Here is a 24,600-nt window from a genome sequence, read left to right as displayed (position 1 = left end):
AGATCGCTCGCTCGCCGACCTTGTGCAAAAGGCTCGCGGTGCCGTGCAAGAGCAGGCGGGGCTTGGGCTCACGTGGCTCGGATACGGGATCGGCAAGCTATACAGCCGGCCGTTAGCCAAACCGGCTCTGCCAGACGCCCGATCCCTCGACACTCGCCCCTCCAACCGAACCCCCAATTTCCCCATTGACCGCACCCACCCCGCAGGCGTATAACCATCCCACTGGATGTTAATTGGATGGCTTCAAGATGCCTCCCGGAGTGCAAATGCCTAAACTCAGCCTCATCGACACCTCCCGCCCCAAAGGCGGCGAGACCGAAAAAATCACCATCAACCTGGGTCCGATCGACCTCGGCCAGATCGATCTGCTGGTCGAAGAAGGCTTTTACTCGAACCGCACCGACCTGATCCGCACGGCGATCCGCAACCAGCTCGCCGTGCATGCGCAGGTCGTTACGGAAACGGTGACGCGGCGCGCGCTGGTGCTCGGTCTGCAGCACTTCTCCCGGCAGGATCTCGAAGCGGCTCAAGCCGCACACGAGCAACTCGACATTCATGTGCTCGGCCTCGCCAGCATCGCAGCCGATGTGTCGCCCGAACTCGCGGCGGCCACGATTGCATCGGTGGTGGTGCTCGGCGCCTTTCACGCCTCGCCCGCGGTCAAGGCAGCGCTGGCGGGCCGCATCAGCTAGACGCAGCGCCGGACAGCGGACTCACTCCGTGAGCGAACGCGGTGACTCGTCAGTCGCCCCGCTTGCTCGCGCCTCAAACAGGTCACGCAGGACAACGCAACCATCATGAAGATGAACGAAGATTTTCTGAAATCAATGAAAGACGCCTTCGAGCTATTACAGACGAAGGGCCCGCAGGAAGCCACCGCGGCGGTTCAGCGCGCACTCTCGGGCGGCAGCGCGAGCGAGGCGCACATGAGCCGCACGGCGGCGCCGCTCACGCCGTCCAACGCCGGCGAATGGGCGCAAGCCTGGTCACAGGCGCAAAAGCAGGTGCACCCCGCGCCGGCCGCGCCGACCTTCGACGCCCCGCCCCTCGACGCCGACACGCCGGGCACCTTCAGCACACACACGTTCAGCAACGCAGCCGGACAGCGTCAGTACAAGCTCTACGTGCCGGCCGCTTACACGGGCGAACCATCGCCGCTGATCGTGATGCTGCACGGCTGCACCCAGAACGCCGACGACTTCGCCGCCGGCACGCGCATGAACGAAATGGCCGAGCGTCACGGCTTCATCGTCGTGTATCCGAATCAGACGCAGGCGGCCAATCCTTCGAAATGCTGGAACTGGTTCAAGCCCGGCGATCAGTTGCGCGACCAGGGCGAGCCGTCGTTGATCGCCGGCATCACGCGGGAAGTGATGGGACGCTATCGCGTGGATCCGGCGCGCGTGTATGTGGCGGGGCTGTCGGCGGGCGGCGCGATGGCGGACATCATGCTGAAGACTTCGCCCGATCTCTACGCGGCGGCGGGCGTGCATTCGGGCCTCGCCTACGGCTGTGCGAAAGATCTGCCCTCGGCGCTCGGCGCGATGAGGGGCGGCAACGCGCAACATCGTCGCGCGCGCGCCGTGCCGCAACGTCCGCTTATCGTGTTTCATGGCGATGCGGATACGACGGTCCATCCGTCGAACGCAGCCGGGATCGTCGCGTCCTTCGACGCGGGCACGACCACGGTCAGCGCGCAATCCGGCGCTGCAAGCGGCCGGCGTGCCCATACGCGTACCCATACGCAGCAACGGCACGTCGCGGCGAACGGCGTGGAAGCGGAGTACTGGTCGATTCACGGCGCGGGTCACGCCTGGTCGGGCGGCAGCCGGCAAGGTTCGTACACGGACCCGTCCGGACCCGATGCGGCCGCGGAAATGGTGAGGTTCTTCCTCGCCCATCCGCAAGCGCGTTGAGCGGGCAATGCGCGGCGAGCGAGGCGCTAGGCCGCGACCGGACAACCGGCCTGTTCGAGCGCGGCCTGTGCGTGCTCGTGCAAGTCGCCGCTCGCAAGCGACGCGTCCGGCGTGCGCACCCACGCCGCGATGCGCAGCGTCGCGCCGCCATCGTCCGGATAGTCCGCCACCGTGACGATCGGTGCGAGCGTGGCTCCGCTCAGCACGCGCGGTTCGTCGGCGACGAGCTTTTTCAATTCGCCGATCGCCGCGTCGACATCCTTGCGCTGCGCGAGGCCCACTTCGACCTCGATACGCTGCGTGCCGCCGCTGCTGTAGTTGATCACCGGATTGCTCCAGATCTGGCTGTTAGGCACGAATACCGCGTTGCCGTCGCCGCGCTCGATGCGCGTGGTGAAGAGCCCCACTTCGCGCACGATACCCGCCGCCGCGCCGCTGCCTTCGATCACGTCGCCGACGCGAAACGGCCGCAGCATCAGCAGCATCATGCCGGCCGCGATGTTCTGCAGCGTGCCTTGCAACGCGAGTCCAATCGCCAGACCGGCCGCACCGAGCACCGCCAGCACGCTCGCGGTCGCGATGCCGACTTCGCCTAGCGCCGCGATGACAACCAGCACGCGCACGGCCCACGTGCTCATGGCCGCCAGCATCGGCGCGAGCGTCGGGTCCGCATGCGTGCGCGCGAGCGTTCGGGCGAACATCGTGCCGACGCGATTCGACAGCCACCAGCCGACCACGAGGATCAGCACGGCCAGCACGATATGAAGGGCGTCGTGCGTCAACGTGACGAGCAGCGACGGCTGGAAGTGAAAGAGTCGGGCGAGGAGATCGTTCATCTTGAGTCTTCGTTCCGTTGCGGTGTCGTGATGCAGCGAAGCAGGATGCGTTCCTGCCCTTTCCTGCCCTTTACGCGCCCACGTAGCGAGGCACACTGCTTGCTGAAGCATGTTCGCGGGAGCGGTGGCCCTGAATCGTGTATAGGAGCGAGTACCCTATGTCCCAACTTCTGAAGCCCGGAGATCGCGTTGGCTGGAACACGCCGCAAGGCGTCACGCAGGGCAAGGTAGTGCGCGTCATCTCCGCCCATACGACCGTTGAGGGTAGAACCGTGGATGCGTCCCCATCCGGCCCGCATTACGAAGTGCAAAGCGAGAAGAGCGGCAAGCATGCTATTCATCGCGGCGAAGCGCTGCACCGGATCAAGAATTGATATGGATGGCTAAGCATAGCTGCCGGCATGGTGGCAATACTGCATGCCGGCGCGTCATCGGGCTGCCGGCAAATCCGCGCCTTAGGGTGTGCCCAACGGCCTCAACAAATTCCGCAGCGCGCCAACCGTAATCGGACGCGAGAACCAGAAGCCTTGCGCTTCGTCACAGCCGAGCGCTTCGAGTTGCGCGGCCTGCTCCGCCGTTTCGACGCCTTCGGCCGTTACGCGCGATTTGAGCGCATGCGCCATCGCGATGATGGCGCCGACCAGCGCCTCACACTGCGAATCCGTGCTCATGCGCATCACGAACGAGCGGTCGATTTTCAGGCGATTCAGCGGGAAACGCGTCAGATACGCGAGGCTCGAATAGCCGGTGCCGAAATCGTCCACCGCGACTTCCACGCCCAGTTCGCGCAACGCAAAGAGCGTTTGCAAAGCTTGCTCGGTGTCGCCGAGCAGCACTCCTTCGGTGATTTCCACTTCGAGGTAGGAAGGGTCGAGCGCGGCCTCATCGAGTGCTTCGCGAATCGTCTCGAACAGGTTTTGCCGCTGGAACTGCTGCGGCGATACATTCACCGCGAAGCGCGGCAACGTGCCGGTCAGTCGCAGCAATTTGCCGGCGTCGCGGCACGCGGTCCGGATCACCCACTCGCCGATCTGCTCGATCAGACCCGCCTCCTCCGCGACCGGCACGAATTCGACCGGGCTGATCAGCCCGCGCTGCGGATGGTTCCAGCGCAGCAGCGTTTCGACTTGCGCGATACGGCCAGTGGAGAGCGTCACCTGCGGTTGATACACGAGATGCAGTTGCTGACGCTCGATCGCTTCACGCAGCATGGTCTCCAGCTCGAAGCGGCGCGCGGCCTGACCTTCCAGCGCGGCGGAAAAGCGCCGCACCGCATTGCCCGTCACGGCCGATGCCGCCGACAACGCCACGCCCGCGCGACGCATCAGCGTAGGCGCATCGCCACCATCGGCCGGATAAGCGACGATGCCGATGCTCGCGGTAATGTTCAACGCGGTGCCGGCGTAGTCGATGGCTTCGGCGATGCGGGCCAGCGCTTCGGCCGCGAAGGCATCGGCGGCTGCGCCGGTTTCGTTGACCAGCAGCGCGAACTGCGTCCCGCCGATCGAGGCGATCGTGCCGTCGTTTGGAAAGAGGCCGCGCAAGCGTTCACCGACGATCTGCAGCACGAGCTCGGCGGCGTGCAAACCGAGCGCGTCGCGCAGTTTGCGCAAGTGATCGAGTTCGGCGATCAGCACGGTAAAACCGCTGCCGTTGCGCTGGCAACGCGCGATCGTCAACTCCAGCCGTTCAGTAAAAAGCGTTTGATTCGGCAGACGGGTCACGCCGTCGTGATGCGCGACATACCAGAGACGCGCTTCCGACTGCGCGTAACGTGTCATGTCGAATGCCATGCCCACATAACACGCCGGTCCGGCGCCTGCACCGCCCGCATGCGCCGGCCCCGCGACAAGCGGCGCCAACGCCAGCACCACGCGAATCGGCGTGCCATTGCGCCTGAGGAAACTCCATTCGCTTTCGTAGCGCGAAGTCACCATTTCAAGCTGCGGAAGCTCGGCGCGGCGCCTCGCTAATTCGGCCGGATCGAGCAAAGATTCGAAAGTGCGCCGCCCGATCAGTTCCTCTGCCGCAAATCCAGTCAGCTTTTCGAAAGCGGCGTTGACGGAATCGAACGTGCCATCCGCGCGGCAGATGAACATGCCGCAAGGCGCCGACGCTAGCGCGGCGTCGCGCGGACGCGCTGCGGCGTAGAGGTGGTCTTGCATCGCGCCAGCCTTTTGATATTCGTGAGTAGTCGAAGCGATCGAACGTGTTTTTGACGCGCGCAAACAGTAAAGTCCCGAGTAAAGCGGCGCAACTCCAGTCCAATGTTTTGGGCAGCCGTGCGTATGATAACGGCTTTCGCGCACCCGCCGACCTCGCAGAGCCTGCGTTCTTCACGCCAATCGTTTCCCTTGGTGTAATCCCCGACGCTTTGCGGCAAAGGTGGCGATTCAATCGATCAGGTGCAGTCGCCAGTCGAGCGGTTCGAGCAGAACACCGCAAGCGGTTCGCCGAGCGGCGTCATGCTGATGTGTTTGCCGGGGTGACGTCGGCGGCGAACGTCATCGGCTGCTGGCAGCGGCGGAGACTCTGCGGAAAAGCAAAAGAGCCCTCCGCACCGCTGCTGCGCAAATCCCGGGAAGCCTACGCGGCGCGCGGCAACGCGGCCTGGATGAACACCGCACACAGCGCTTCCATGCCCTTCGCGTCTTCTTCGTCGAAGCGTGCGACCACCGGGCTATCGACATCCCACACGCCGATCAGCGTGCCGTCCGGCGCGACCAGCGGCACGACGATTTCCGATTGCGAGGCCGAATCGCAGGCAATATGCCCGGGAAATTCATGCACGTCACGCACGACCTGGGTCTGCCGGGTTTGCGCCGCCGTGCCGCATACGCCCTTGCCCAGCGCGATGCGCACGCACGCGGGCTTGCCCTGGAACGGTCCGACGACCAGTTCCTGACCGTCGTGGAAATAGAATCCCGCCCAGTTCAGATCACTGAGGGAGTGAAACACGAATGCGGAAAAATTCGCGGCGTTCGCGATCCAGTCGGTTTCGCCGGCTAACAGCGAGCGCGCCTGGGCGACCAGTTCTTCGTAGTGCGCGGCTTTGGGCAGATGCGAGGCGGTGGAGACTTCGAACATGACGGCGTCCGTGATGAAAGCGGAAAGAGGAACAGTGGACCGAGCAGTTTAAAGCAAGCTACCGTTTCCTTCACGGAGCGCGAAGCGAAGCGGAGCGCCGCGCCATGCACATAGCCTCTTTCCTTGCGATTCCATCAAGCCCCGCCGGCTATCGTTAGGCTGAAGCCGACGGGGATGAATCAGTTGACGATCGCGCGTCACTCCACGCCGATGATCACGCTCGATGCCTTGAAAATCGCCGTCGCCGCTTTGCCGTTCGCGAGACCGAGGCGATCGACGCTCTCGTTGGTGATGATCGCCTCGATCTGCGCGCCGCCGGCGCTGATCGACACCTCCGAATTCACCGCGCCCTTCGTGACCGCCGACACCGTACCGGTGATGCAATTGCGCGCCGACACCTGGTTCTTCGTCACATCGACCATCAGGATCACAGAAGACGCCTTGACCAGCGCGAATGCTTTCTTGCCCACCGCGAGACCGAGCGAAGTCGCGCTGCCGTGCGTGATGATCGAGACGATCTCCAGACCGTTCTGCGTGCGCAGCGTGACTTCGTCGTTCACCGCGCCATGTTTGAGTTCGGTCACTTCACCGGCGAATTGATTGCGTGCACTGGTTTGCATGTTGTGCTCCTGTTTTGCCGCCTCGCGCGAGCGTTTCGAGGCGATGCGTTCGGATGGGCAGCGAGTGTGATGGAACGCTCGCCGGTTGCGGCGGCCTGCGTGTGAAGCAAGGTATCGCACCGCCGCCATCGACGGCGCGAATCCCAATGAAACCACATAAGTGCCATGTATGGGCGTACACGATGGGTCCGCACATGGCGGGCGTGCACGATGAAGCGCCCACAAGACATGCGGCACAATGCGCCGACACCGTATTATCGTGCTCTGGACCTTCTTCGCGGAAACTCATGCCCGTTGCCGTTCTATCCCGCTTCGCCGCCGCGTGGCCGAACGCTCGCCGCGCCGCCGCGCTGTGCGCCGCGCTCGTGGCGCTCACCGCCTGCAGCAATCCGCCGCCGACGCACGACGCCCACGCGCCGGCCGACACCGTCACGCTGTTCCCGATCGCCGGCTACGACCAGGACGTCGATCACTGGCTCGAACCGGACAGCCCCGGCTACGACCAGCCGTTCCTGAGCGCAGCGGATCAGCAGGCGCATTTCAGAGCCCTCTACGCGCGCTACTTCGGCACCGGCACCAGCGCGCCATCGCCGTGGAACGCCGGCTTTGTGACGATGCGCGTCTATCGCCAGCAAGGCGCGGATATTGCAGCATTGCAGCAGCGGCGTATCGACAGGTTCGACAACACCGGCAGAAGCGGCGCGGGCATCGGCTATGGCGAAAACTTCCGCCCGCACGACAAGGCGTGGATCGACGCGATCGCGCAAAACATGAACGTCGGGCAGTTCACGCAGACGCCCGTCTATCGGCCCGAGCGTCGCGCGATCGCCACCGGCAACCTGATGGTGCGCGAACTGCCGACCACCGACCCGTCGTTCTACGACCACCGGCTGGCCGGCGAAGGCTATCCGTTCGACAATCTGCAGATTTCGGCCGTGCGGCCGGGAACGCCGCTGTATGTGCTTGGAACCAGCGTCGACGGCGCATGGTTCTATGTACAGACGCCCGATGTGCAGGGCTGGGTGCGCAGCGACGGCGTCGGCATGACCGACGACCGCTTTGTCGACACATGGCGCGCCGCGGCAGGCAAATCGCTCGGCGCGGTGATCGTCGCGTCGGCGCCGGTGCGCGACAGCCGCGGCGTGTTCCGCTTCGCCGCGCCGGCCGGCACGCTGCTGCCGCTCGTCCCGGCCGATGCGGCACGCCCGGCGCCGGTAAAACCCGTCGCAAGCGATCCGGGCAACGCGAGCCAGACAACTAGCACGGCCGGCACGACCGACACCCCCGTTGCGCGCCAGGTACTGGTGCCGGCCCGCAACGCGGACGGCGAAGCACTGATCCGCACCGCCGCGCTGAGCGACGCGCAAATCGCACCGACGCCGCTCACCGCCACGCCGCGCCATCTGGCCATGCTGATGAAAGCATTGGTCGGGCGGCCCTACGGCTGGGGCAATAGCGGCCTGTACAACGATTGCTCGTCGGAACTGCAAAGCATCTTCGCGGCGTTCGGCGTGTGGCTGCCGCGCCATTCGTCCACGCAGATGAGCGCCGGGCGGATGATCGACCTGTCGTCGTCCACGCCCGCGCAGCGGCTCGACTATCTGGCGCGGCACGGCGAGCCGCTGCGCACGCTGATCTACATCGGCGGCCATGTGATGCTGTATATCGGCAATACCACCCGCAACGGCAGCGCGGTGCCGGTCGTCTATCAGGACGTATGGGGCTTGCGGCCCGCCGACAATAGCCGGCGCGCGGTGATCGGCGGCTCGGTGATCTTGCCGCTGTTCGAACACATTCCCGAAGACGCCACGCTGCAATCGCTCGCCGCCACGCCGACGTTCCAGATCAGCATCCTCGGCGCGCCGCAGGGCGGCGTCCCGGCGCCGTCCGCCGCGCCGCCGGACGAGGACAATCCCGCCGGTTAAAACCCGCGCCCGGGCACTCGCCGCACGCCCGGCGCGAAAATATTTTTTCCGGAGTGTCGATTCAACGGTCACGTACTCGTCGTAACGTTGGAGACCTGGCTCGTACAGTCGGTCTTTCAACACGAACCTGTTACTTCAAGGAGTCGCCGTCATGTCCAGCAACGCCGTCAAACCGATCCCCGACGGGATGCACTCGCTCACGCCCTATCTGATCTGCGCCAACGCCGCGGACGCCATCGCGTTCTACGCCAAGGCTTTCAACGCCGTCGAACAGGTGCGCCTGCCCGGCCCGGGCGGCAAGATCATGCACGCCAGCCTGAAGATCGGCGACTCCATGCTGATGCTGACCGACGAATGGCCCGAGCACCAGGCATTCGGCCCGAATTCGCTGAAAGGCACGCCGGTCACGATTCATCACTATGTGGAAGATGTCGACGCCAGCTTCAGGCAGGCCGTCGACGCCGGCGCGACCGTCGTGATGCCCGTCACCGACATGTTCTGGGGCGACCGTTACGGCCAGTTGAAAGACCCGTTCGGCCACAGCTGGTCGTTGGCCACACACAAGCGCGACCTGAGCGCGGAAGAAATCCAGCAGGCAATGGCCGCCATGAAGTAACGCACGGCCCGTCCGGCGAGAAGGAGAAGCGTCATGCAAAAGATTGCACCGTGCCTGTGGTTCGACGGCAAGGCGGAAGAAGCGACCCGCTTCTATACATCCGTGTTTTCCGATTCCCGCATCGCCACGACGATGCATTACACGGACGCCGGACCCGGACCGAAAGGCGACGTGCTGGCCGTCACGTTCGAGATCGAGGGCCAGGAGTTCATGGCGCTGAACGGCGGCCCGCAGTTCACTTTCACGCCGGCGATTTCACTGTTCGTGCACTGCGGCTCGCAGGCGGAGATCGACCGCTACTGGGCGCAACTCACCGAAGGCGGTACGCCGTGGCAATGCGGCTGGCTGCAGGACCGGTTCGGCGTCTCGTGGCAGATCGTGCCGGACGTGCTCGGCGAAATGCTGCGCGACCCGGACGCCGCCAAAGCGAGCCGTGTGATGGCGGCCATGATGAAAATGGTCAAGCTGGATATCGCGCAGCTCGAAGCGGCTTATCGCGGCTAGCGGCGTCGCGACAGGATGCGCTCGCGCCGGGTGGCCGGGCGGCGCGAGACCGCCATCTTTGATAGGATCGGGCTCGACCTCTGAACGGCGGGACATGAACGGTGCGCGTCAACCATCAGGCTTTCTTCTGCTCGCTGTTCGTCGCGCGTCTCGCCGATCAGGTCCTGCTGTTTCTCGTACCGCTCGTCGTATTCCAGACCACGCATCAGGTCTCGTGGTCGGGGCTCGCGTTCTTTATCGAAACGCTGCCCCGTTATCTCGTGTTTCCTTTCTTCGGCGCGTTGTGCGACCGCGTCTCGCCGCTCAGACTGATGCGCGTGAGTCAGGCCGTGCGCGCGCTGGCGTGTTTCGGCGGCGTCGCCGCTTATGGGCTATCCGGCGGCATCGGCTGGCTGATCGCGCTCTCGGCCGTATGCGGCGTGTTGACGAGCCAGGGCTTCGTCGCGCGTGAAGTCATGCTGCCTCAGATCTTCAGCACGCAGCAGTTTCAGCGTGTGCTCGCCTGGTCGCAGTTGGCGGATCAACTGGGTTTCGTGCTCGGTCCGATGCTGGCCGCGCTGCTGCTCGGCCTATGGCGTTGGGAATGGGTCGTGAGCGCGACTGGTGTGCTGTTTCTGTGCGCCGACGGCGCGCTGCTGCTCTGGCAACGCACGAGCGGTTTTCGCACCGCCGATCCGCCGCCCGCGGCTGCCGGCCACTGGACGCTGCCCGTACGCATCGCGCTGCGTCATGTGCTGATGCTGCCCGGCCTGAAGAAGGTCGTGCTGCTCGCCGCCGCGGAAAATCTGGTGATCGGCGTGACGCTCGCCACATCCGCCGCGATGGTGACGGGCTTTCATGCGCAATCGAACCACTACTATGCCGCGCTGCAAACGGCCGGCGCCGTGGCCACGGTGCTGATTCTGCTGACGATCGCACGAGCCGCATGGACCGCCCGCACCCTGGGCTCCGTCGCCTTCGTTTCGATCTGCGCGGGCGGCGTGATCGCCGGCGCCAGCGCGGCGCCGTGGGGTTATGCGCTCGGCTTCCTGCTGATCGTCGGCTTCGACAAGATGTTCAACGTGTATATCCGCAGCGCGCGGCAACAGCTCATTCCGCCGCAGGATTACGGCAAGACCACCGGCGTGGTGATCCTGCTGAACAACCTGACGCAACCGCTCGCCGGGCTGCTGGTCAGCGTGTTCTCGACGCGCACGCAAACCGGTCCGCTCATCGTGATCCTGTCGCTGACGATGGGCGGCATCGGCGCGGTCATCACGATCGGCGCGGCGCTGGCGCGACGCAAGCGCGCGTTGGCGCTGTGGGAATAACGCACGCGATGACTCGCGTGCGCGTCCTCGCCTCCACGCCACGCCACGCCACGCCGGATCGCCGTGGCGTATTTCACGGCCACGCACCTACACCGGCTCGCACACCACGTCGAACTTCAATAGTTGCGTGGGCCCGAAGGCATTGCTGATCGCCACGTCCGCCGCGTCGCGCCCGCGCGCCATCAGCACCCGCCCCGTGCGCGGCGCGTTGTTGCGCGGGTCGAAGGTCTGCCAGCATCCGCCGATATACGCCTCGAACCATGCGGCGAAATCCATCTGCGCATAGGGCGGCGGCAGGCCGACGTCGCTGATATAGCCGGTGCAATAACGCGCGGGGATATTCATGGCCCGGCATAGCGCCACGGCCAGATGCGCGAAGTCCCGGCACACGCCTTTGCGCTCCTGCCAGGCCTGCCACGCGGTCTTGGTCGGGCGCGCAAAGTCGTAGCCGAACACGATATGGTTGTGCACGTAGTTGCAGATCGCATCCACGCGGCCGCGCCCGAGCGGCAATGTGCCGAAGGTCTGCCATGCGAAGTCGGACAGCAGATCGGTTTCGCAATAGCGGCTGCCCAGCAGAAACACCAGCGTATCGTCAGGCAGCATTTCCACCGGATGCTGTTCCGTGTATGGCGGCCGCGTCTCCGGCTCGGAGGACACTTCCAGCACCGCGCTCGTCGAAAAGGAAACTTTTCCCGGCGGCGCCACGATGCGGCTGCACAGATTGCCGAACGAGTCGCGATACTGACGGATCGGCACCTGCGGATCGACCACCAGCAAATCGGGATTCAGCACCTCTTTCGCGTGCGAATAGTGGGTGTTCAACATCAGCAGCATCGGCGTCGGTTGCACACACTCATAGACCAGCTCGTAGCCAACGCGCAATTTCATCGCAGCGCCCTTTTCAGTTGAAACATTCAGTTGACGTGCGAACACGTTCGATTCGCCGATCCGGGACATTCGGCGCCCTGTCGGTGCGCCGCTTATCCGGCGCTGCGCCCCCGTTCGCACTTACTCGTACTTACTCGCGCTCATTCGCCTTCAGTCACGCTCACATCCACCTGCAAACCGCGGAACGAATGCGGCGCGCCATGCCACGTGCCCCACAACGGCAGCGCCTGGTAGGCGTTCCACGCCACCGCCACGCGAATCAGATGGCGGTTGCCGACGATACTGTTGGTCGGATCGAAATCCACCCAGCCCGCGCCCGGCAAATAGATCTGCAGCCATGCGTGCGTCGCGCCGCCGCCTTGCGCCGCGTCGTGCTCGGGCACGAACAGATAGCCGCTCACGAAGCGTGCCGCAAGACCGAGCGAGCGCACCGCGTCCATCATCAGCACGGCGAAATCGCGGCAGCTGCCGCTGCGGCTGCGCAAGGTTTCGCCGGGACGGTTCACGCCTTTTTCCGTGCGGCGCACATAGAAAAACGTGCTCTTGATTTCGAGCGTCATGGCGCGCAACAGCGCCATCGTGCCGCCGGCGGCGCCAGCGCCGCGCTTGCCGCTCCTTGCGGCGCCGCCGGCCGTCGGCACGAAACGGCGCGCCCACTCGTCCACGTCGCTGTCCGGATACGGGCGGCTGCGCGCGTTCACGAGATCGGACGCTTCCTCGTTGGTGTATGCGAACGGCCAGTTCACCGCGTACGGTTCGAGTGCGTAATCGGGCATTGGCGCTTCGAAGTGTTCGAGCGTCACTTCGCTGTCAAAGCGCAGTTCGCTCGCCTTGTCCGCGAAACTCGCGACCGCCACCGAGTTGTCGAATACGTCGTGCAGCCAATGAAGCCGCGACGGCGTAGGCGTGATCACCAAATGGTTGGTAACGAGGCGCAAATCATGGCTGGCGCGCGGACGAAACATCATGCGATGCTCGCCGAAACGCACGGGTTCCGAGTAACGGTAGACACTGACATGGCGCACCGTGAATCGCTGCGGCTCATTCATCTGACCACCCGATGAATACCGCTGGGTTCGTCCTGTCCATCGCGTTCACGCTTGTAAAAAAGCCACAGCCGCAGCAGGCGAAGAGCGCGCCGCGCGGTTTTGATCTTCAATGAGCCACGGCCGGGGTTCCGGTGTGGTCGAGTGGTCTCAACGCAAGTTGACCGACGGGGTCAGCATACACCCGCCATATTGGTTGAAAACACTCATTTGGGTGCTGCGTTGCGTGCGCGGAGTTATCAACAGAATCTGTGCTCAAATCTGTGCATAACTATCCGGCAAAAACTGCAAGCCATTGACGCAATTGCCATTTTTACCGCGACGTCGAACTTGTGCAGCGCTCGCCGCGAGCACGCCTCATTCGCGCACCGGGTCGCGCGCCGTGTCTTCGGCGACGTGCGCGTGGCGCGCCTCTTCGCGCCATTGCTGGCGCGAGCGAACCATTCTCTGCACCGCGAGGCGCGCCATCTTGACCCAGCCCGAAGGCCGCGGGTCGGCCAGCATGCTGAGGGCGCGCGCATAGTCGAGTGTGAGGCCGGGCGTCCATGCCATCGTTGCGGCTCGCTTGCGCACTTGCGCGGCGACCCACAGTTCGGGTGTGGAGATCACGCGCAGAAACGGCCGCCATCCGCCGAGGCCACCCCACACACGCGCCGATGCCCCTTCGATAGCGGCTTCCAATGCACGCGAGACACTGCTCGAACAGTTGCGATGCGTGAGGTTGTACGTCGTGTCCTGCCGATACGTGTCCCAGAAGCGCCGCAGCCGGACCGGATCGTAATTGCGGATTCGCACCTGCACCGTGGAAGGACACCACGCTTTCGACTCGGTCGCGTAGTCGGGCTGGAACAGGCCCGGCACGTCGTTCTCGCGCGTGGCGCGCAGAAGCCGTGCGAAGTCGTCGGGCGAACGGTCGATCTCGACACCCGGATACAGGCTGATGTAAATACCCTCGGGCGATTCGAGCGCGGCATGTCCGGTCGATATCACGCCATTGCGATCCACCGCCGCGATATAACGATCGACGATCGGCTGCCGCCGCGCCTCGCTTTTCGCCGAGCCGACGGGCGTCCACACGTGCACGGTCAAGGCAGCTTCATCGGCGGCCGGCGGCCCATCCCATTCGTGCGCGATCACACGACTCGCAGCCAGTTCGCTCGCGGCGGCGATGCCGGCATCCGCTACGGCGTCGTTTGCATCGAGCCCGGGGTTCGCGGCGACCGCGGGATTCGAGTCGAGCCGCCGCACCCGCGTGCTCAGCAAGAACATGTTCCAGCCGCCGAAGATCAGACCGAGTCCGAGACAGTACGGCACCGTGCCGACGTAGTGCGTCGGATAGGGCTGATAGAAAAAAATCGCCAGCGCGATTTCGACACCGCCGCCGATCATCGCGAGCCGCCATGTGCGATAGCGGACCACTTTGGCGGAGACGATCTGCAACAGCCCATCGGCGAGAAAGAGCGTGCCGAAGATCATCGACAGAATGAAATTGCCGTGCTCATGGCCGACGAGAATCAGCGCCGCCGCGGTGGAGAACGCAATGCCTTTTACGTAGCGCAGCGTACGTTGCCCGCCCATGCCGGTCCATGCGACGGCCAGCGTGGCGAGGCCTTCCAGCAACAGGAGCAATGCGAACGGGGTAATCGGAAAGTAGAGCGCGCTATCGAGCGCATCGATAAACACGACCACGCCGAGCAGCAGACTGATGCAGCCGACGAGCCGCAACGATCGCCAGCGCGTGCGCAGGTAATCGACTCCGAGCAGAATCATGACCAGACGAACCATTGCAAGCCCTCCGTGATTGACGCGCCCTGCCGATCGCCATCTTATACACGTTCATGGTTGGGGCGCGCAACGCTTCGGCACGACGGCGCCGTCCATGCGCATGCGGCGCGCCCTGTGCGGACGCGCCGGCCTGCCACGAATCGAGGCGTCTTACGCCGCCGCGGCTTGCGCAATCGCTTCGCCCTGCTCGCCGCCCAGCGCGTCGAGCAGATCGCACAGCATACGGTCGAGTTCGGCGGTCATCAGCGTGACGTCGGAGTCGAAACGTTCGTCGTCGTTCTGCGCGGTGGGATCGCTCGCTTCCTTCAGCACGTCGAGCGGCGTAATGCGCTTGATCGTGAGCGACGGCGTCAGCACGAACGACACGCGATCGTTCCATGTCATTGCGAGCCGCATGCATTGCTTGCCGGCTTCGATATGACGGCGCATATCTTCGGCGTCCAGCGTATGTCCCACGTAGCGCACGGTCGCGTTGCCTTCCGCGGGCGAACGCAACTCGGTGTCCTGATCGAGCGTGAAGCCCGCGGGACCCTCCCCTGCGAGCAGCCATCCGGTCATGGCCGCGACCGGCGAGTGCGTGACGCGCACCGTGCCGAGCGGCAATTGATCGATCGACTTCACCAGCAGGCCGCGCACTTCATCGGCAACCGCTTGCGAGGCCGCGTCGATCACGAGCCAGCCATTCCTGCAATCGATCCACACGCGTGTGTCGCGGCGAATGCTGAAGGCGCGCGGCAGCAGTTCGTCGGTCACCTGCTCCTTGAGTTCGCGCATCTGTTTGCGGCCGGGTTTGAAGCCTTGCTGTTCCTCGAGTTCGAGCGCGCGCGCCCTGGTCACCTGCGTGACGACCGAAGCGGGCAGCAGTTTCTTTTCGGCGCGAAACACCAGCAACATCTGGCCATTGAGCGAGTACACCAGCGAGTCGCCGGAATCGTTCTCGCGCGGCGATGCCCAGCCGTGGCTTTGCATCTCGACGCTGTTGCCGGGCGCGAACGCATGCGGCGCGAGCCACTTCTGCATCTGTTCGGGTGTGACGGACCACGGAGCGGGAAGACGGTGAAGCTGAAGGTTTTTGAACCACATGGGCAGAGTCGTGTACGGGCAAAGCGCACCATTCTATCTGACGATCGACGCCAGGCGACCCGCGCGGCCGACTCCCCGCTTTCACGCCGAATGGTCGCGTAGCCCGCATCATTTTCAAAATCTGCACGCGGAAATCGACGACCTCGTGGTGGCCGGCGACCGCGCCTCGGTTCACCTGCATTTCTACGGGCACTTCACAGGGCAGTTCCAGAATCTCAAAGGCAATGGCCAGCCAGTCGATTTCCAGGCCTTCGACCTGTATCGCGTGAAGGACGGCCGGATCGTCGAAAACTGGCACCTCGAAGACAATCTCACGCTGCTCAGGCAACTCGGCCCCAGCAAACCGTAGTGGTTTGCCGTAGCCGTTTTGAGCGCGTTCGGACCTGAAATCACCTAGACTCATTGACAAGCGCGCAACCTGGACGGAGGCGGCCATGACCGATGAAACCGCACACTGGCAAATGGTCGAGTACGAGGGTTTCGAGATTCACGTCGCACCTCGTCCGAAAAACCCGCCCAGCGAAGGGCACACGCCGGCCGCAGCGGATAACCGCTATACGTATGTCGGCTACGTTTGCCATCCCGGTGCGGATCCGACCATTCCCGGTCACGCGGTGCCGTTTCATGCCGACGGCGAAGAGAGCTTCGCCGGCAAGGACGAAGCGCTGTACGAAGGTGTGCATGTGGGACGCAGCATTGTGGACGGCACGCATCCGGATCTGACGGTGCTGCCGCTGGTGACCGGCGGCGTGTGAATCCGGTTCGCGATTCAGCTTGAGGTTTGCGCGCCCGGCGCGTCGTCTTTGGTCGAAATGCGCAACGCAATGTGTGCGGGCGGCCCGGTTCGCGGTTCAGCGCGGCATCTGCGCGGCGGGCAAGCCGTGCTTCGCCGAAATGTTCGCCGCCAGTTCCAGCATGCGCTGATTGGCTCTGGCGGGCGTGAACGTTTCGATCTTTTGCAGCGCCGCCTGCACGAGACTGCGGCGCAGCTCCGTGTCCGTCAGCAGCCGTTCGATGGCCCGCGCCATCGCGTCCACGTCGCCGACCGGCACCAGCAGGCCGGCCTTGCCGTCCTCCAGCAGATCCCGTGGGCCCGTCGGACAATCCGCCGACAATACCGGCGTGCCGAGCGCCATCGCCTCGCCGAGCACCATGCCGAAACCCTCGTAGCGGCTGCTCAACACCAGCAGTTCCGCCTGCCGGATATAGGGTGATGGATTTGCGCAGAAGCCCAGAAAATGCACCGCTGCGCCGATTCCGAGTTCGTCGGCGAGCTGTTCGAGCTCGCGCCGGTCCCGCCCCTCGCCGATCAGGACGAGCGCCGCCTTGCAGCGGCCGCGCTCGCGTACCTGCGCGTAGGCTCGCAGCAGCGTCTTGTGGTCCTTCTGACCTTCGTCCAGACGCGCCACCGAAACGATAAACGACTCCGCCGGACGTTCGATCGGCGCGCGCGCCGCACGCCGCAGCGCATCGACGTCGATCACATTCGGCAACTCGACAATATCCGGACCGCCTGCCGAAAAGAGCGCCTGCGCTTCGCGCAGCATGGCCGGGGTCAGCACGGCGATCGCCGAGTAACGCGAATAGTGCCTGACCCGCCGGGCGACGTAGCGCTCGCTCTTGCCGCCGAGCCGTGCTGCGAGGCTGAAATGGCTCACGCCGAACCAGGGCACATTGCCGCTTCCCGCCACATGACGCAGCGAAAAATCGAAGTCGCAGATCAGATCGTGCTGCTTCGCGAGACGCCGCAAACGCAGCGCCGCGAGCGGCCTGATCGCGCCATAGGTCAGCAGCTTGTGCCATAACTTCGCGCCCGTGCCCAGTTTGCGCCGGCGCGCCGCCTGATGAAGCGCATACATCCATTTCGACGCGGCAAGCACATGGACGGGCACGTCGTCGGGAATCGACTGCGCGCGCCAGAACGTCAGGTCGTCGGTCGGATACGCCACTGACAGGCTCGGCGCAAAGCACCGCCGGTCGAGCGTTTTCAGCCATGCCAGAAGCGCGGTCTCGGTGCCGCCTTTGCCGAAATCGTTGATATGAAACAGGATACGCAGCGGAGCGCGGGCGGCTCGAGGAGGGGGCGGGGTTGCGTTCGTCACCGTGCTCATTCGCCCAACTGTGTGGTCGGCGCTTCACGGCGCTGTTCGCTGCGCAATACCGTGGTTCTGCTTCGCACCGCCGCGAGCGGCGCCTCGCCTGCTGCACCGGCCTGCTCTGCGCAGCCCAGCAACAGGCCCGCAAAAGCCCAGAACGCGAGCATGGTGGTTTGCCACATGAAATCGTCGGTCGTATTTTTCGCGATCATGCCCGCCACCAGCGCCACGCCCGCCGCGCACAGCCAGGGGTCGACCCGCCGCAGCCGCCAGAAACGCCCCGCGAGGCACAGCAGGAGTACAGTCTGCAGCACGACGCCGATGAAGCCCGTCTGCAGCCACGTGTTGATGAACAGGTTATGCGCGTGCGTCAGCGCTTGCGGCTCGACGGCCAGCAAACTGGCCGGCATTTCGCCGCGATAGACGATACCCGGCAACGGCTTGCCGAAGCCCACCCCGACCCACTTGTGGCGTTCGGCTTCGCCGACATAGAACGCCCACAGCTTCGGACGCGTGTCGGCCGATACCGTGTCGCCGATTGCGGACAGCGAGCCCGGCACGTAGACCTGATGACCGTCGATGGCGAGGTCGCGCGGCTGCGTGGCGGCGGGCACGGTGCCGGCCGTGCGCAAACGGGAGCTGAACTCGAGCGTGCCGACGCCGGCCGCGCCGATCACGGCAACGACCAGCATCGCCAGCAACAGGCGCCGCCGGTAGAGCGGGAACAGTGCGATCAGAAGCGTGACGGCGGCCGCCGGCCAGAAAAACCGGTTGAGCGTGGCCAGTCCGATGAACAGGCACAGCGCGATGCCGCTTGCGCCGATCACGCGCCAACGCGGCCGCAGCATGAAGCCCGCGAAGAGCGGCATGGCAAACACGGCAAGCGTGCTGGTGTGACCGACGCGGTTATAGAAATGCAACGGAAAGGTATTGGCGGTGGGCGGTTGCAGATGCCCCCAATAAAGCGCGCTGATCGCGGCGAGCGCGAGGCAGGCGAACCAGTTGACGAGCACGACGGGCGCCGGCCGCCGCAGCTGGGTACCGAACAGCCAGAAGCCCCAGAACGACACCAGCGGATAAAGCACCTCGTCGCACCATGCGTGCAGACTGACCATCGGATACATGGACCACGCGACCGAGGCGAGGCTCCAGCCGGCCCAGCCCGCGATGGGCAGCACCAGCGGCCAGCGCCATAGCGATGGCCGAGCGGCCGAACAGGCGGCCGCCGCCACGCCGAGCGCCATCAGGGCCAGCGCATTGAAGACGAGCGCCGTCATGTGGCCGAACATCACCACGAACAGAATGACGGGACACGCAACCCATAACACGCGCTCCACTCGCGCAGCCGTGTGAGTCATTACACTTTCACCAGAACATTTTGCAATGCGTTGTACACCGACTCCACGGACAGCCGGCCCATGCAGTCGGCATGGTCGCCGCGCCATGCGACGCAGGTCGTCTCGTTGCGATCACAGCGCCGCACCCATGCTACCTTGCGGCGGAAAATAAACGGCTGATCGCGGCACGGCATCTCCGCGATCGTAATGGGCACGAACGGCACCTCGCGCCAGTAGCGCCCCGCCCCGTGGATCGAGGCATTGCCGGGGCCGAACAGCACGACGGTGGGCACCCCGATCAGACGCCCCAGATGCGCGACGCCGGTATCGGGACAAACCACGGCTTGCGCGCCGGCAAACAGATGCCACAGCTCGCCGAGGCCGAGCCGCGCCGCCAGGTTCGGATGACGAAGGTCAGGGTCGATCTCGCGAATCAGTTCGGCTTCACCCGGACCGCCAGTCCAGACCGGCAGATAGCCGAGCGCTTCCACGCGTTGCGCGAGTTCGCGCCAGCGCGCGTTGGGCCAGCGCTTGACACGCGTGCTCGCGCCCGGATGAAGCACCACATAAGGTTTCGCGAGCTGCGATGCCTCGGGCAAAGCCGCATGCTGCGGCGCGGACCAATCGGCAGGCCGGTAAGCACGCGGCGGCGGTCCCTCGATCAGTTCCGCGGCGAGGTCGGCCCAGGCCGCCGGCGCAGCGGGATACGGCACGCTCCGGTTGAGCGGCCAGTTCTTCCAGGCCGGCTCGTCGCCCGCGTGTCCGACGATCCAGCGGCAGCCCGCGCCCAGCGCGAGCCAGCTGTGACGATTGTCGCCGAGCACCATGCCGAGGTCGTAAGGTCCGGAAAGCAGAACGTCCCGCACCGACTGCGGATCACGCGGATCGAACGGCAACGCCGCGACACCGAAAGGCCGGCCGGCATACAGCGGCACAATCGCCTTCGGACAGGCGAGAACGATCTGAGCTTGCGGATATTGTGCGCGCAGCTTGGCGAGCAGCGGCGTGAGCAGCAGCGTGTCGCCAAGCAACAGGTGGTGCGCAATCAGGATACGGCGCGGGTGCCGCGGCTCGCGGCGCAATGGCTTGATCAGCAGTCGCGGAATGGCCCGCGCAAAAATACGAAGACGCCCGGCAAGCCGACTCATGGGCTCATCGGCGCGTTTGTCCCCGCCGCGATCTTGCTGTACGCCGTTACCCGGCGCGAGGTCGCGTTCGCCATGCACAATCTCCAGCGGTATTCTTCCCGAAGGCCTCCAGTGCAGCCGCTACAGCCCCGTCACGACGGACTGGCGCGACTCGGGATGCGACGCCTGTGGCCCGCCGCCTGTCCAGGCCGGCATGGAAAGCTCGATGAAATAAGTGGGTGTTCGGCTCGAATCGGGTTCGCGAGTTCGAGCGCTGATAACTCAAAATTATAACATGTGGCCCTGCCACGGAACGACGCGCAAACCGCGCCAGGAAACCCGCTCGCCCCTTCTGCAGCAAGGGTGCGGCGAGTCCCTAACGGGCGCTGTCGAGGTCGCCGGCCAGCCTCAGCAGCGCGTCCACGTGCGCGGCCACGCCGGGGTCGTAAAGCACCGCGTCGCGCGCCAGTTCGGCCGGCGTGCGACGCGTGCCGGCGCTGTGCTCCCGCGCCGCCCGCTCGACGGCGGCATGCAGACCGGCTGCGTCGTCCGGCGCGAAAACGAATTTCGCATGCGGGGCGATCGCATCGCAGCAGCCAATGGTCGACGGGAAAATGACCGGCGTGCCGCACATCACCGATTCGATGCCGACCAGCCCGAACGGCTCATACGTCGACGCGAGAATCGTGAAGTCGGCGGCCTGGTAGCACTCCGCGAGCTCTTTCACATAGCCGATATAGCGCAGCCGCGCGGACGTGCGCGCGGGCGGGCGGCCGGCCACCGCCACGACCACGGGCAGCGCCGTGTCGCGCAGCGCGGCTTCGATGAGCGGCAAACCCTTGCGTTCATGGCTGCTCGACGGAAACAGCAGGACGATCTCGTCAGCGGCGAAACCGTACTTGTGGCGCAAGGCGGCGCGCGTCGCGGCATCCGTCGGCGCGAAACGCGTGCCGTCCACGGGCGGATACAGCACGCGGATCTTCGCGTCGTCCACACCGTACAGTTCGCGCAGTTCGTCATGCATCAACTGCGAGTGCGCGACCACGATTTTCGAGCGCTCGTACTGGCGGCGCTCCAGCGCAATCTGCCAGCGGTCCGCACGCTTCTGCGCGCGCCCCGTCGCCCGCAGGAAGCCGAGATGCGTGCCGCCGCAAATCGCCACATCCGATGAGTCGACGCGGTTGCAGCCGATCAGCACATCGACATGCGCCGCGCGCCGTGCCGCGCGCAGCCGCCATGAAAACCAGCGGTCGCGCAGCTTGCCCGGCAGAAACGCGACGTTGATGCGATGCGGCTCGACCATCCCGTATTCGGGCAGCGACGCATCGAAACGGCGCGCAAAGAAAGCCGGCTCGACGCCGCGCGCCGCGAGGCCGCGCACCAGGTCCATTGCGTAGCGCTCGAGACCGCCGCTGTGTTGCAGGGCGTTGCTGGAGAGTCCAAGTTTCTTCATTCAGACAGCGCGCGCCAGCGCCTCGTCAAATGTTAAGGGATGAGTCGTGCGCGGTCCGGGTTGGCGGACCGCGTGAATGGACCGATTGACGTGTGGTGTCGTGTCGTGCGCGTTACGCCGCGCTCTGCTGGAACTGGATGCGGTGCAGATGCGCGTACAGCCCGTCTTGCGCCAGCAGTTCGCGATGACTGCCGCTCTCGACGATCCGCCCCGCTTCCATCACCAGTATCCGGTCGGCGCGCTCGATGGTCGACAGCCGGTGCGCGATGACCAGGGTCGTGCGGCCCTTCATCAGCGTTTCCAGCGCGGCCTGCACGTGGCGTTCGGATTCCGAGTCCAGCGCCGACGTCGCTTCGTCGAGGATCAGGATCGGCGCGTCCTTGTAGATCGCGCGCGCGATCGCGAGACGCTGCCGCTGGCCGCCCGAGAGCATCATGCCGTTGTCGCCGACCAGCGTCTCGATGCCCTTCGGCATGGCCTCGACGGTGTCCCACAGGTTGGCCGCGCGCAGGGCCGCCTTGACCTTGCCGGCGTCGGCGGTCTGCCCGTACGCGACGTTATTGGCGACCGTGTCGTTGAACAGCACCACGTCCTGGCTCACCATCGCGATCTGGCTGCGCAGCGCGTGCAGATCGTATTCGGGGATCGCCACGCCGTCGACCAGAATCTGGCCGCCGGTCGGATCGAAAAAGCGCGGCAGCAGATTCACCAGCGTGGTCTTGCCGCTACCCGACGGGCCCGCGAGCGCGATCATTTCGCCCGGCGCCACCCTGAACGAGATCTGGTCGAGCGTGTGGCGGTTGTGCGTGGCGTTGCCGCTATACACGAACGAGACGTCGCGGAATTCCACCGCGCCGTGCGCGCGTTCGAGCGGTTTGCCGCCGCCTTCCGGCTCGGACGGTTCGTCGATCAGGCCGAAGATCATTTCGCACGCCGTCATGCCGCGCTGCAGCGGCTGGTTCACGTCCATCAGGTGCTTGAGCGGCGAGATGATGAGCAGCATCGACGTGACGAACGCGACGAACCCACCCACCGTGGTCTGATCCGACGACGACTGCACCACCGCGATCGTGATCACCACCGCGAGCGCGATCGACGCGAGGAACTGCGTCAACGGCTGCGCGAGACCACCGGACACCGTCATGCGCATGGCATAGCCGCGCAGACGCTTGCTCATCGACTCGAAGCGGTCCATCTCGTACTGTTCGCCGTTGTGGACCTTGACGACCTTGTAGCCGCCCACCGACTCTTCGACGATGTACGACAGCTCATTGGTCAGCAGTTGATGCTCGCGGTTCAGGCGGCGCAGCCGGCGGTTGATCTTGCCGACCAGCCAGCCGATCGCCGGCAGCAGCACCGCGACGATCAGCGTCAAACGCCAGTTCAGATAGAACAGATAGCCGAGCAGGAAAACCACGGTCAGCGAATCGCGCACCAGCGTGACCAGCACGCTCAGCAGCACGTTGAGAATCTGGTTCACCTCGAACACGATCGCGTTGATCACCGTACTCGCGGTTTCGCGCTGGAAGAACGCGACGCTCGTGTGAATCATGCGGTCGAACATCTTCAGGCGCAGGTCGAGCAGGATCTTGTTCGTCACGTAGGCAAGCAGATACCCGGACGCGTATTGCGACAGGCTGCGAATCAATGCGAGGCCAATCACCGCGGCCGGCACGAACCACTTGGCCCTGTCGTTGGCATGCGCGCCGAAACCCTTGTCCAGCAAAGGCTTGAGCAGCGCGGGGATCGCGGCGTCGGTCGCGGCGCTGACGGCCATTGCGACGATCGCGCCAATCAGGACCCAGATCAGCGGCTTGATGTACGGCCACAAACGTCGAAAGACGACGGCGGGCGACGACGCCTCACCTGAACCGATGGGTTTGCTTAACGTTGGCTTCGCGCTCAAGGAATCCTCTGAGAATGCGGGGCGGCAACCGCGCGGCGGACGGAATGCATGCCGTGCGGAATATCAAAAAAGAGCCATTGTAAACGGTTGGGGATGGGCGTCGGCGGTTGGGGATCGGCTGTGTATACTTGTGCAACTCGCTTGTGCAGATTCGTTTGTGCGGATTCGCTTGCGCCATCGCGCGTCTGCAATGCGCCCGGCGCCGGCCGCTGGCGCGAAGCATTCCGTCATTTTGCCCTCCACGCTATTCAGGTATGCAAGAAACCACCCTCGGCGTCGCCATCATCACTAAAAACGCGGCGGCGCGGCTGGCTGAATGCCTGCAAGCCGTGGCCTTCGCCGATCAGATCGTGGTAATCGACGGCGGCAGCACCGACGGCACCGCGGACATTGCCCGCTCGCACGGCGCGCGCGTAATCGAACAGACCGACTGGCCGGGCTTCGGCCCGCAAAAGAATCGCGCGGTGGACGCGCTCGGCACCAACTGGATTCTTTCGCTCGACGCCGACGAAATCGTCTCGCCGGAACTCGCGTCTGCGATCCGCGCCGCGCTGGCCGCCCCCGCCGCCGAAGTTTATGCGGTGGATCGGTTGTCGAGCTTTTGCGGGCACTGGATCCATCACAGCGGCTGGTATCCGGACTGGATTCCACGCCTCTTCAAACGCGGCGCCGCGCGTTTCTCCGACGACCTGGTTCACGAACGGCTGGTGTTCGACACGCCGGCGCAACGCCTCGCCGGCAAGCTGATGCACTACTCGTACGAGGACTTCGAAGGCGTGTTGCGCAAGCTCGACGCCTATTCGACAGCGGGCGCCCAGCAACGTCACGCGGCGGGTCAGCGAGGCAGCTTCGGCAAGGCGCTCGGACGCGGCGCGTGGGCGTTCGTGCGGACTTATGTGCTGCGGCGTGGTTTTCTGGACGGCCGCGCCGGTTTCATGATCGCGGTGTTCAATGCGGAGACGGTGTATTACCGGTTTTTGAAGCTGGCGCGCCTGGGAGAGAAGGCGCGGCGCTGAATGCCTGAATGCGTGGATGCCTAATGCCTGAATGACAGGCAGGTTG

The 24,600-nt window shown here is 64.9% G+C and carries 23 protein-coding genes; 10 read left to right on the top strand and 13 right to left on the bottom strand.

Annotated elements, in window-relative coordinates:
- Positions 1-266: 266 nt before the first annotated feature.
- Entirely contained in the window at positions 267-692 is a 426-nt protein-coding gene (locus tag BXE_RS05760) for a CopG family transcriptional regulator (RefSeq protein ID WP_011487446.1), read from the top strand.
- Positions 693-797: 105 nt separating this feature from the next.
- Positions 798-1,916, top strand: a complete 1,119-nt coding sequence (locus BXE_RS05755; protein WP_011487445.1) for an extracellular catalytic domain type 1 short-chain-length polyhydroxyalkanoate depolymerase — start codon at positions 798-800, stop codon at positions 1,914-1,916.
- 26 nt (positions 1,917-1,942) lie between these two features.
- Here BXE_RS05755 and BXE_RS05750 read toward each other — a convergent pair whose 3' ends face one another.
- A complete protein-coding gene (locus BXE_RS05750) occupies positions 1,943-2,752 on the bottom strand; it encodes a mechanosensitive ion channel family protein (RefSeq protein WP_038456655.1) in 810 nt (269 codons plus the stop codon).
- Between the two features lie 158 nt (positions 2,753-2,910).
- Between BXE_RS05750 and BXE_RS05745 the strand changes: the two genes are divergently transcribed.
- Positions 2,911-3,126 carry a DUF2945 domain-containing protein gene (locus tag BXE_RS05745; protein ID WP_038456658.1) on the top strand — a complete coding sequence of 72 codons (216 nt, stop codon included), beginning with the start codon at positions 2,911-2,913 and terminating at the stop codon, positions 3,124-3,126.
- An 81-nt stretch (positions 3,127-3,207) separates the two neighbouring features.
- Here the strand turns inward: BXE_RS05745 and BXE_RS05740 are convergent, their stop codons facing one another.
- The 3 genes from BXE_RS05740 to BXE_RS05730 form a co-directional block, all read right to left on the bottom strand.
- Positions 3,208-4,917, bottom strand: a complete 1,710-nt coding sequence (locus tag BXE_RS05740) for a putative bifunctional diguanylate cyclase/phosphodiesterase (protein WP_038456661.1) — start codon at positions 4,915-4,917, stop codon at positions 3,208-3,210.
- A gap of 421 nt (positions 4,918-5,338) precedes the next feature.
- Complete coding sequence (locus BXE_RS05735) at positions 5,339-5,839, bottom strand: GAF domain-containing protein (protein ID WP_011487441.1); 501 nt, start codon at positions 5,837-5,839, stop codon at positions 5,339-5,341.
- A 197-nt stretch (positions 5,840-6,036) separates the two neighbouring features.
- A complete protein-coding gene (locus BXE_RS05730; RefSeq protein ID WP_011487440.1) occupies positions 6,037-6,459 on the bottom strand; it encodes a TOBE domain-containing protein in 423 nt (140 codons plus the stop codon).
- A 287-nt stretch (positions 6,460-6,746) separates the two neighbouring features.
- Here BXE_RS05730 and BXE_RS05725 point away from each other — a divergent pair, with 287 nt between their 5' ends.
- From BXE_RS05725 to BXE_RS05710, 4 genes are all read left to right on the top strand, one after another.
- Positions 6,747-8,384: an SH3 domain-containing protein gene (locus BXE_RS05725; RefSeq protein WP_038456665.1), complete on the top strand. Its 1,638-nt coding sequence runs from the start codon at positions 6,747-6,749 to the stop codon at positions 8,382-8,384.
- 151 nt (positions 8,385-8,535) lie between these two features.
- The gene (locus BXE_RS05720; RefSeq protein ID WP_011487438.1) at positions 8,536-9,000 is read left to right on the top strand and encodes a VOC family protein; all 465 of its coding nucleotides are present in this window, start codon (positions 8,536-8,538) and stop codon (positions 8,998-9,000) included.
- 33 nt (positions 9,001-9,033) lie between these two features.
- Positions 9,034-9,504 (top strand): VOC family protein, encoded by a 471-nt coding sequence (locus BXE_RS05715; RefSeq protein WP_011487437.1) that lies wholly within the window; start codon positions 9,034-9,036, stop codon positions 9,502-9,504.
- Between the two features lie 101 nt (positions 9,505-9,605).
- Positions 9,606-10,814, top strand: coding sequence for an MFS transporter (locus BXE_RS05710; protein WP_011487436.1), 1,209 nt, complete (start codon positions 9,606-9,608; stop codon positions 10,812-10,814).
- Positions 10,815-10,901: 87 nt separating this feature from the next.
- Here the strand turns inward: BXE_RS05710 and BXE_RS05705 are convergent, their stop codons facing one another.
- The 4 genes from BXE_RS05705 to BXE_RS05690 all read right to left on the bottom strand — a co-directional run bounded on the left by BXE_RS05705 (position 10,902) and on the right by BXE_RS05690 (position 15,619).
- Positions 10,902-11,705: a transglutaminase-like domain-containing protein gene (locus tag BXE_RS05705; protein WP_038458179.1), complete on the bottom strand. Its 804-nt coding sequence runs from the start codon at positions 11,703-11,705 to the stop codon at positions 10,902-10,904.
- 140 nt (positions 11,706-11,845) lie between these two features.
- Positions 11,846-12,754, bottom strand: a complete 909-nt coding sequence (locus BXE_RS05700) for a transglutaminase family protein (RefSeq protein ID WP_011487434.1) — start codon at positions 12,752-12,754, stop codon at positions 11,846-11,848.
- A 354-nt stretch (positions 12,755-13,108) separates the two neighbouring features.
- The gene (locus tag BXE_RS05695; protein WP_011487433.1) at positions 13,109-14,536 is read right to left on the bottom strand and encodes an HdeD family acid-resistance protein; all 1,428 of its coding nucleotides are present in this window, start codon (positions 14,534-14,536) and stop codon (positions 13,109-13,111) included.
- A gap of 150 nt (positions 14,537-14,686) precedes the next feature.
- The gene (locus BXE_RS05690; protein WP_011487432.1) at positions 14,687-15,619 is read right to left on the bottom strand and encodes a recombination-associated protein RdgC; all 933 of its coding nucleotides are present in this window, start codon (positions 15,617-15,619) and stop codon (positions 14,687-14,689) included.
- On the opposite strand from BXE_RS05690, the gene BXE_RS05685 reads away from it, so the two are divergent.
- Together BXE_RS05685 and BXE_RS05680 are read left to right on the top strand one after the other, a co-directional pair.
- Entirely contained in the window at positions 15,618-15,968 is a 351-nt protein-coding gene (locus BXE_RS05685) for an ester cyclase (protein WP_267886363.1), read from the top strand. The genes BXE_RS05690 and BXE_RS05685 overlap by 2 nt on opposite strands.
- Positions 15,969-16,053: 85 nt before the next feature.
- On the top strand, positions 16,054-16,374 hold the full coding sequence (locus tag BXE_RS05680) for a hypothetical protein (protein WP_011487431.1): 321 nt from the start codon (positions 16,054-16,056) through the stop codon (positions 16,372-16,374).
- A gap of 96 nt (positions 16,375-16,470) precedes the next feature.
- On the opposite strand, the gene BXE_RS05675 is transcribed toward BXE_RS05680, so the two are convergent.
- The 5 genes from BXE_RS05675 to msbA all read right to left on the bottom strand — a co-directional run bounded on the left by BXE_RS05675 (position 16,471) and on the right by msbA (position 23,538).
- The gene (locus tag BXE_RS05675; RefSeq protein WP_011487430.1) at positions 16,471-17,730 is read right to left on the bottom strand and encodes a glycosyltransferase; all 1,260 of its coding nucleotides are present in this window, start codon (positions 17,728-17,730) and stop codon (positions 16,471-16,473) included.
- On the bottom strand, positions 17,727-19,073 hold the full coding sequence (locus BXE_RS05670; protein WP_011487429.1) for an O-antigen ligase family protein: 1,347 nt from the start codon (positions 19,071-19,073) through the stop codon (positions 17,727-17,729). The genes BXE_RS05675 and BXE_RS05670 overlap by 4 nt, the downstream gene beginning before the upstream one ends.
- Complete coding sequence (locus tag BXE_RS05665) at positions 19,073-20,200, bottom strand: glycosyltransferase family 9 protein (RefSeq protein ID WP_011487428.1); 1,128 nt, start codon at positions 20,198-20,200, stop codon at positions 19,073-19,075. Before BXE_RS05665 ends, BXE_RS05670 begins: the two co-directional genes overlap by 1 nt.
- A 355-nt stretch (positions 20,201-20,555) precedes the next feature.
- Positions 20,556-21,632, bottom strand: coding sequence for a glycosyltransferase family 4 protein (locus BXE_RS05660; RefSeq protein WP_011487427.1), 1,077 nt, complete (start codon positions 21,630-21,632; stop codon positions 20,556-20,558).
- Positions 21,633-21,744: 112 nt separating this feature from the next.
- Positions 21,745-23,538, bottom strand: coding sequence for a lipid A export permease/ATP-binding protein MsbA (msbA, locus tag BXE_RS05655; RefSeq protein ID WP_011487426.1), 1,794 nt, complete (start codon positions 23,536-23,538; stop codon positions 21,745-21,747).
- Positions 23,539-23,792: 254 nt separating this feature from the next.
- On the opposite strand from msbA, the gene BXE_RS05650 reads away from it, so the two are divergent.
- Positions 23,793-24,554 carry a glycosyltransferase family 2 protein gene (locus BXE_RS05650; protein ID WP_011487425.1) on the top strand — a complete coding sequence of 254 codons (762 nt, stop codon included), beginning with the start codon at positions 23,793-23,795 and terminating at the stop codon, positions 24,552-24,554.
- Positions 24,555-24,600 lie beyond the last annotated feature (46 nt).

Source organism: Paraburkholderia xenovorans LB400, from assembly GCF_000013645.1.
Lineage (GTDB): Bacteria > Pseudomonadota > Gammaproteobacteria > Burkholderiales > Burkholderiaceae > Paraburkholderia > Paraburkholderia xenovorans.
The sequence above is the reverse complement of the archived record's forward strand: the minus strand, read 5'-3'. Positions and strand labels throughout refer to the sequence as shown.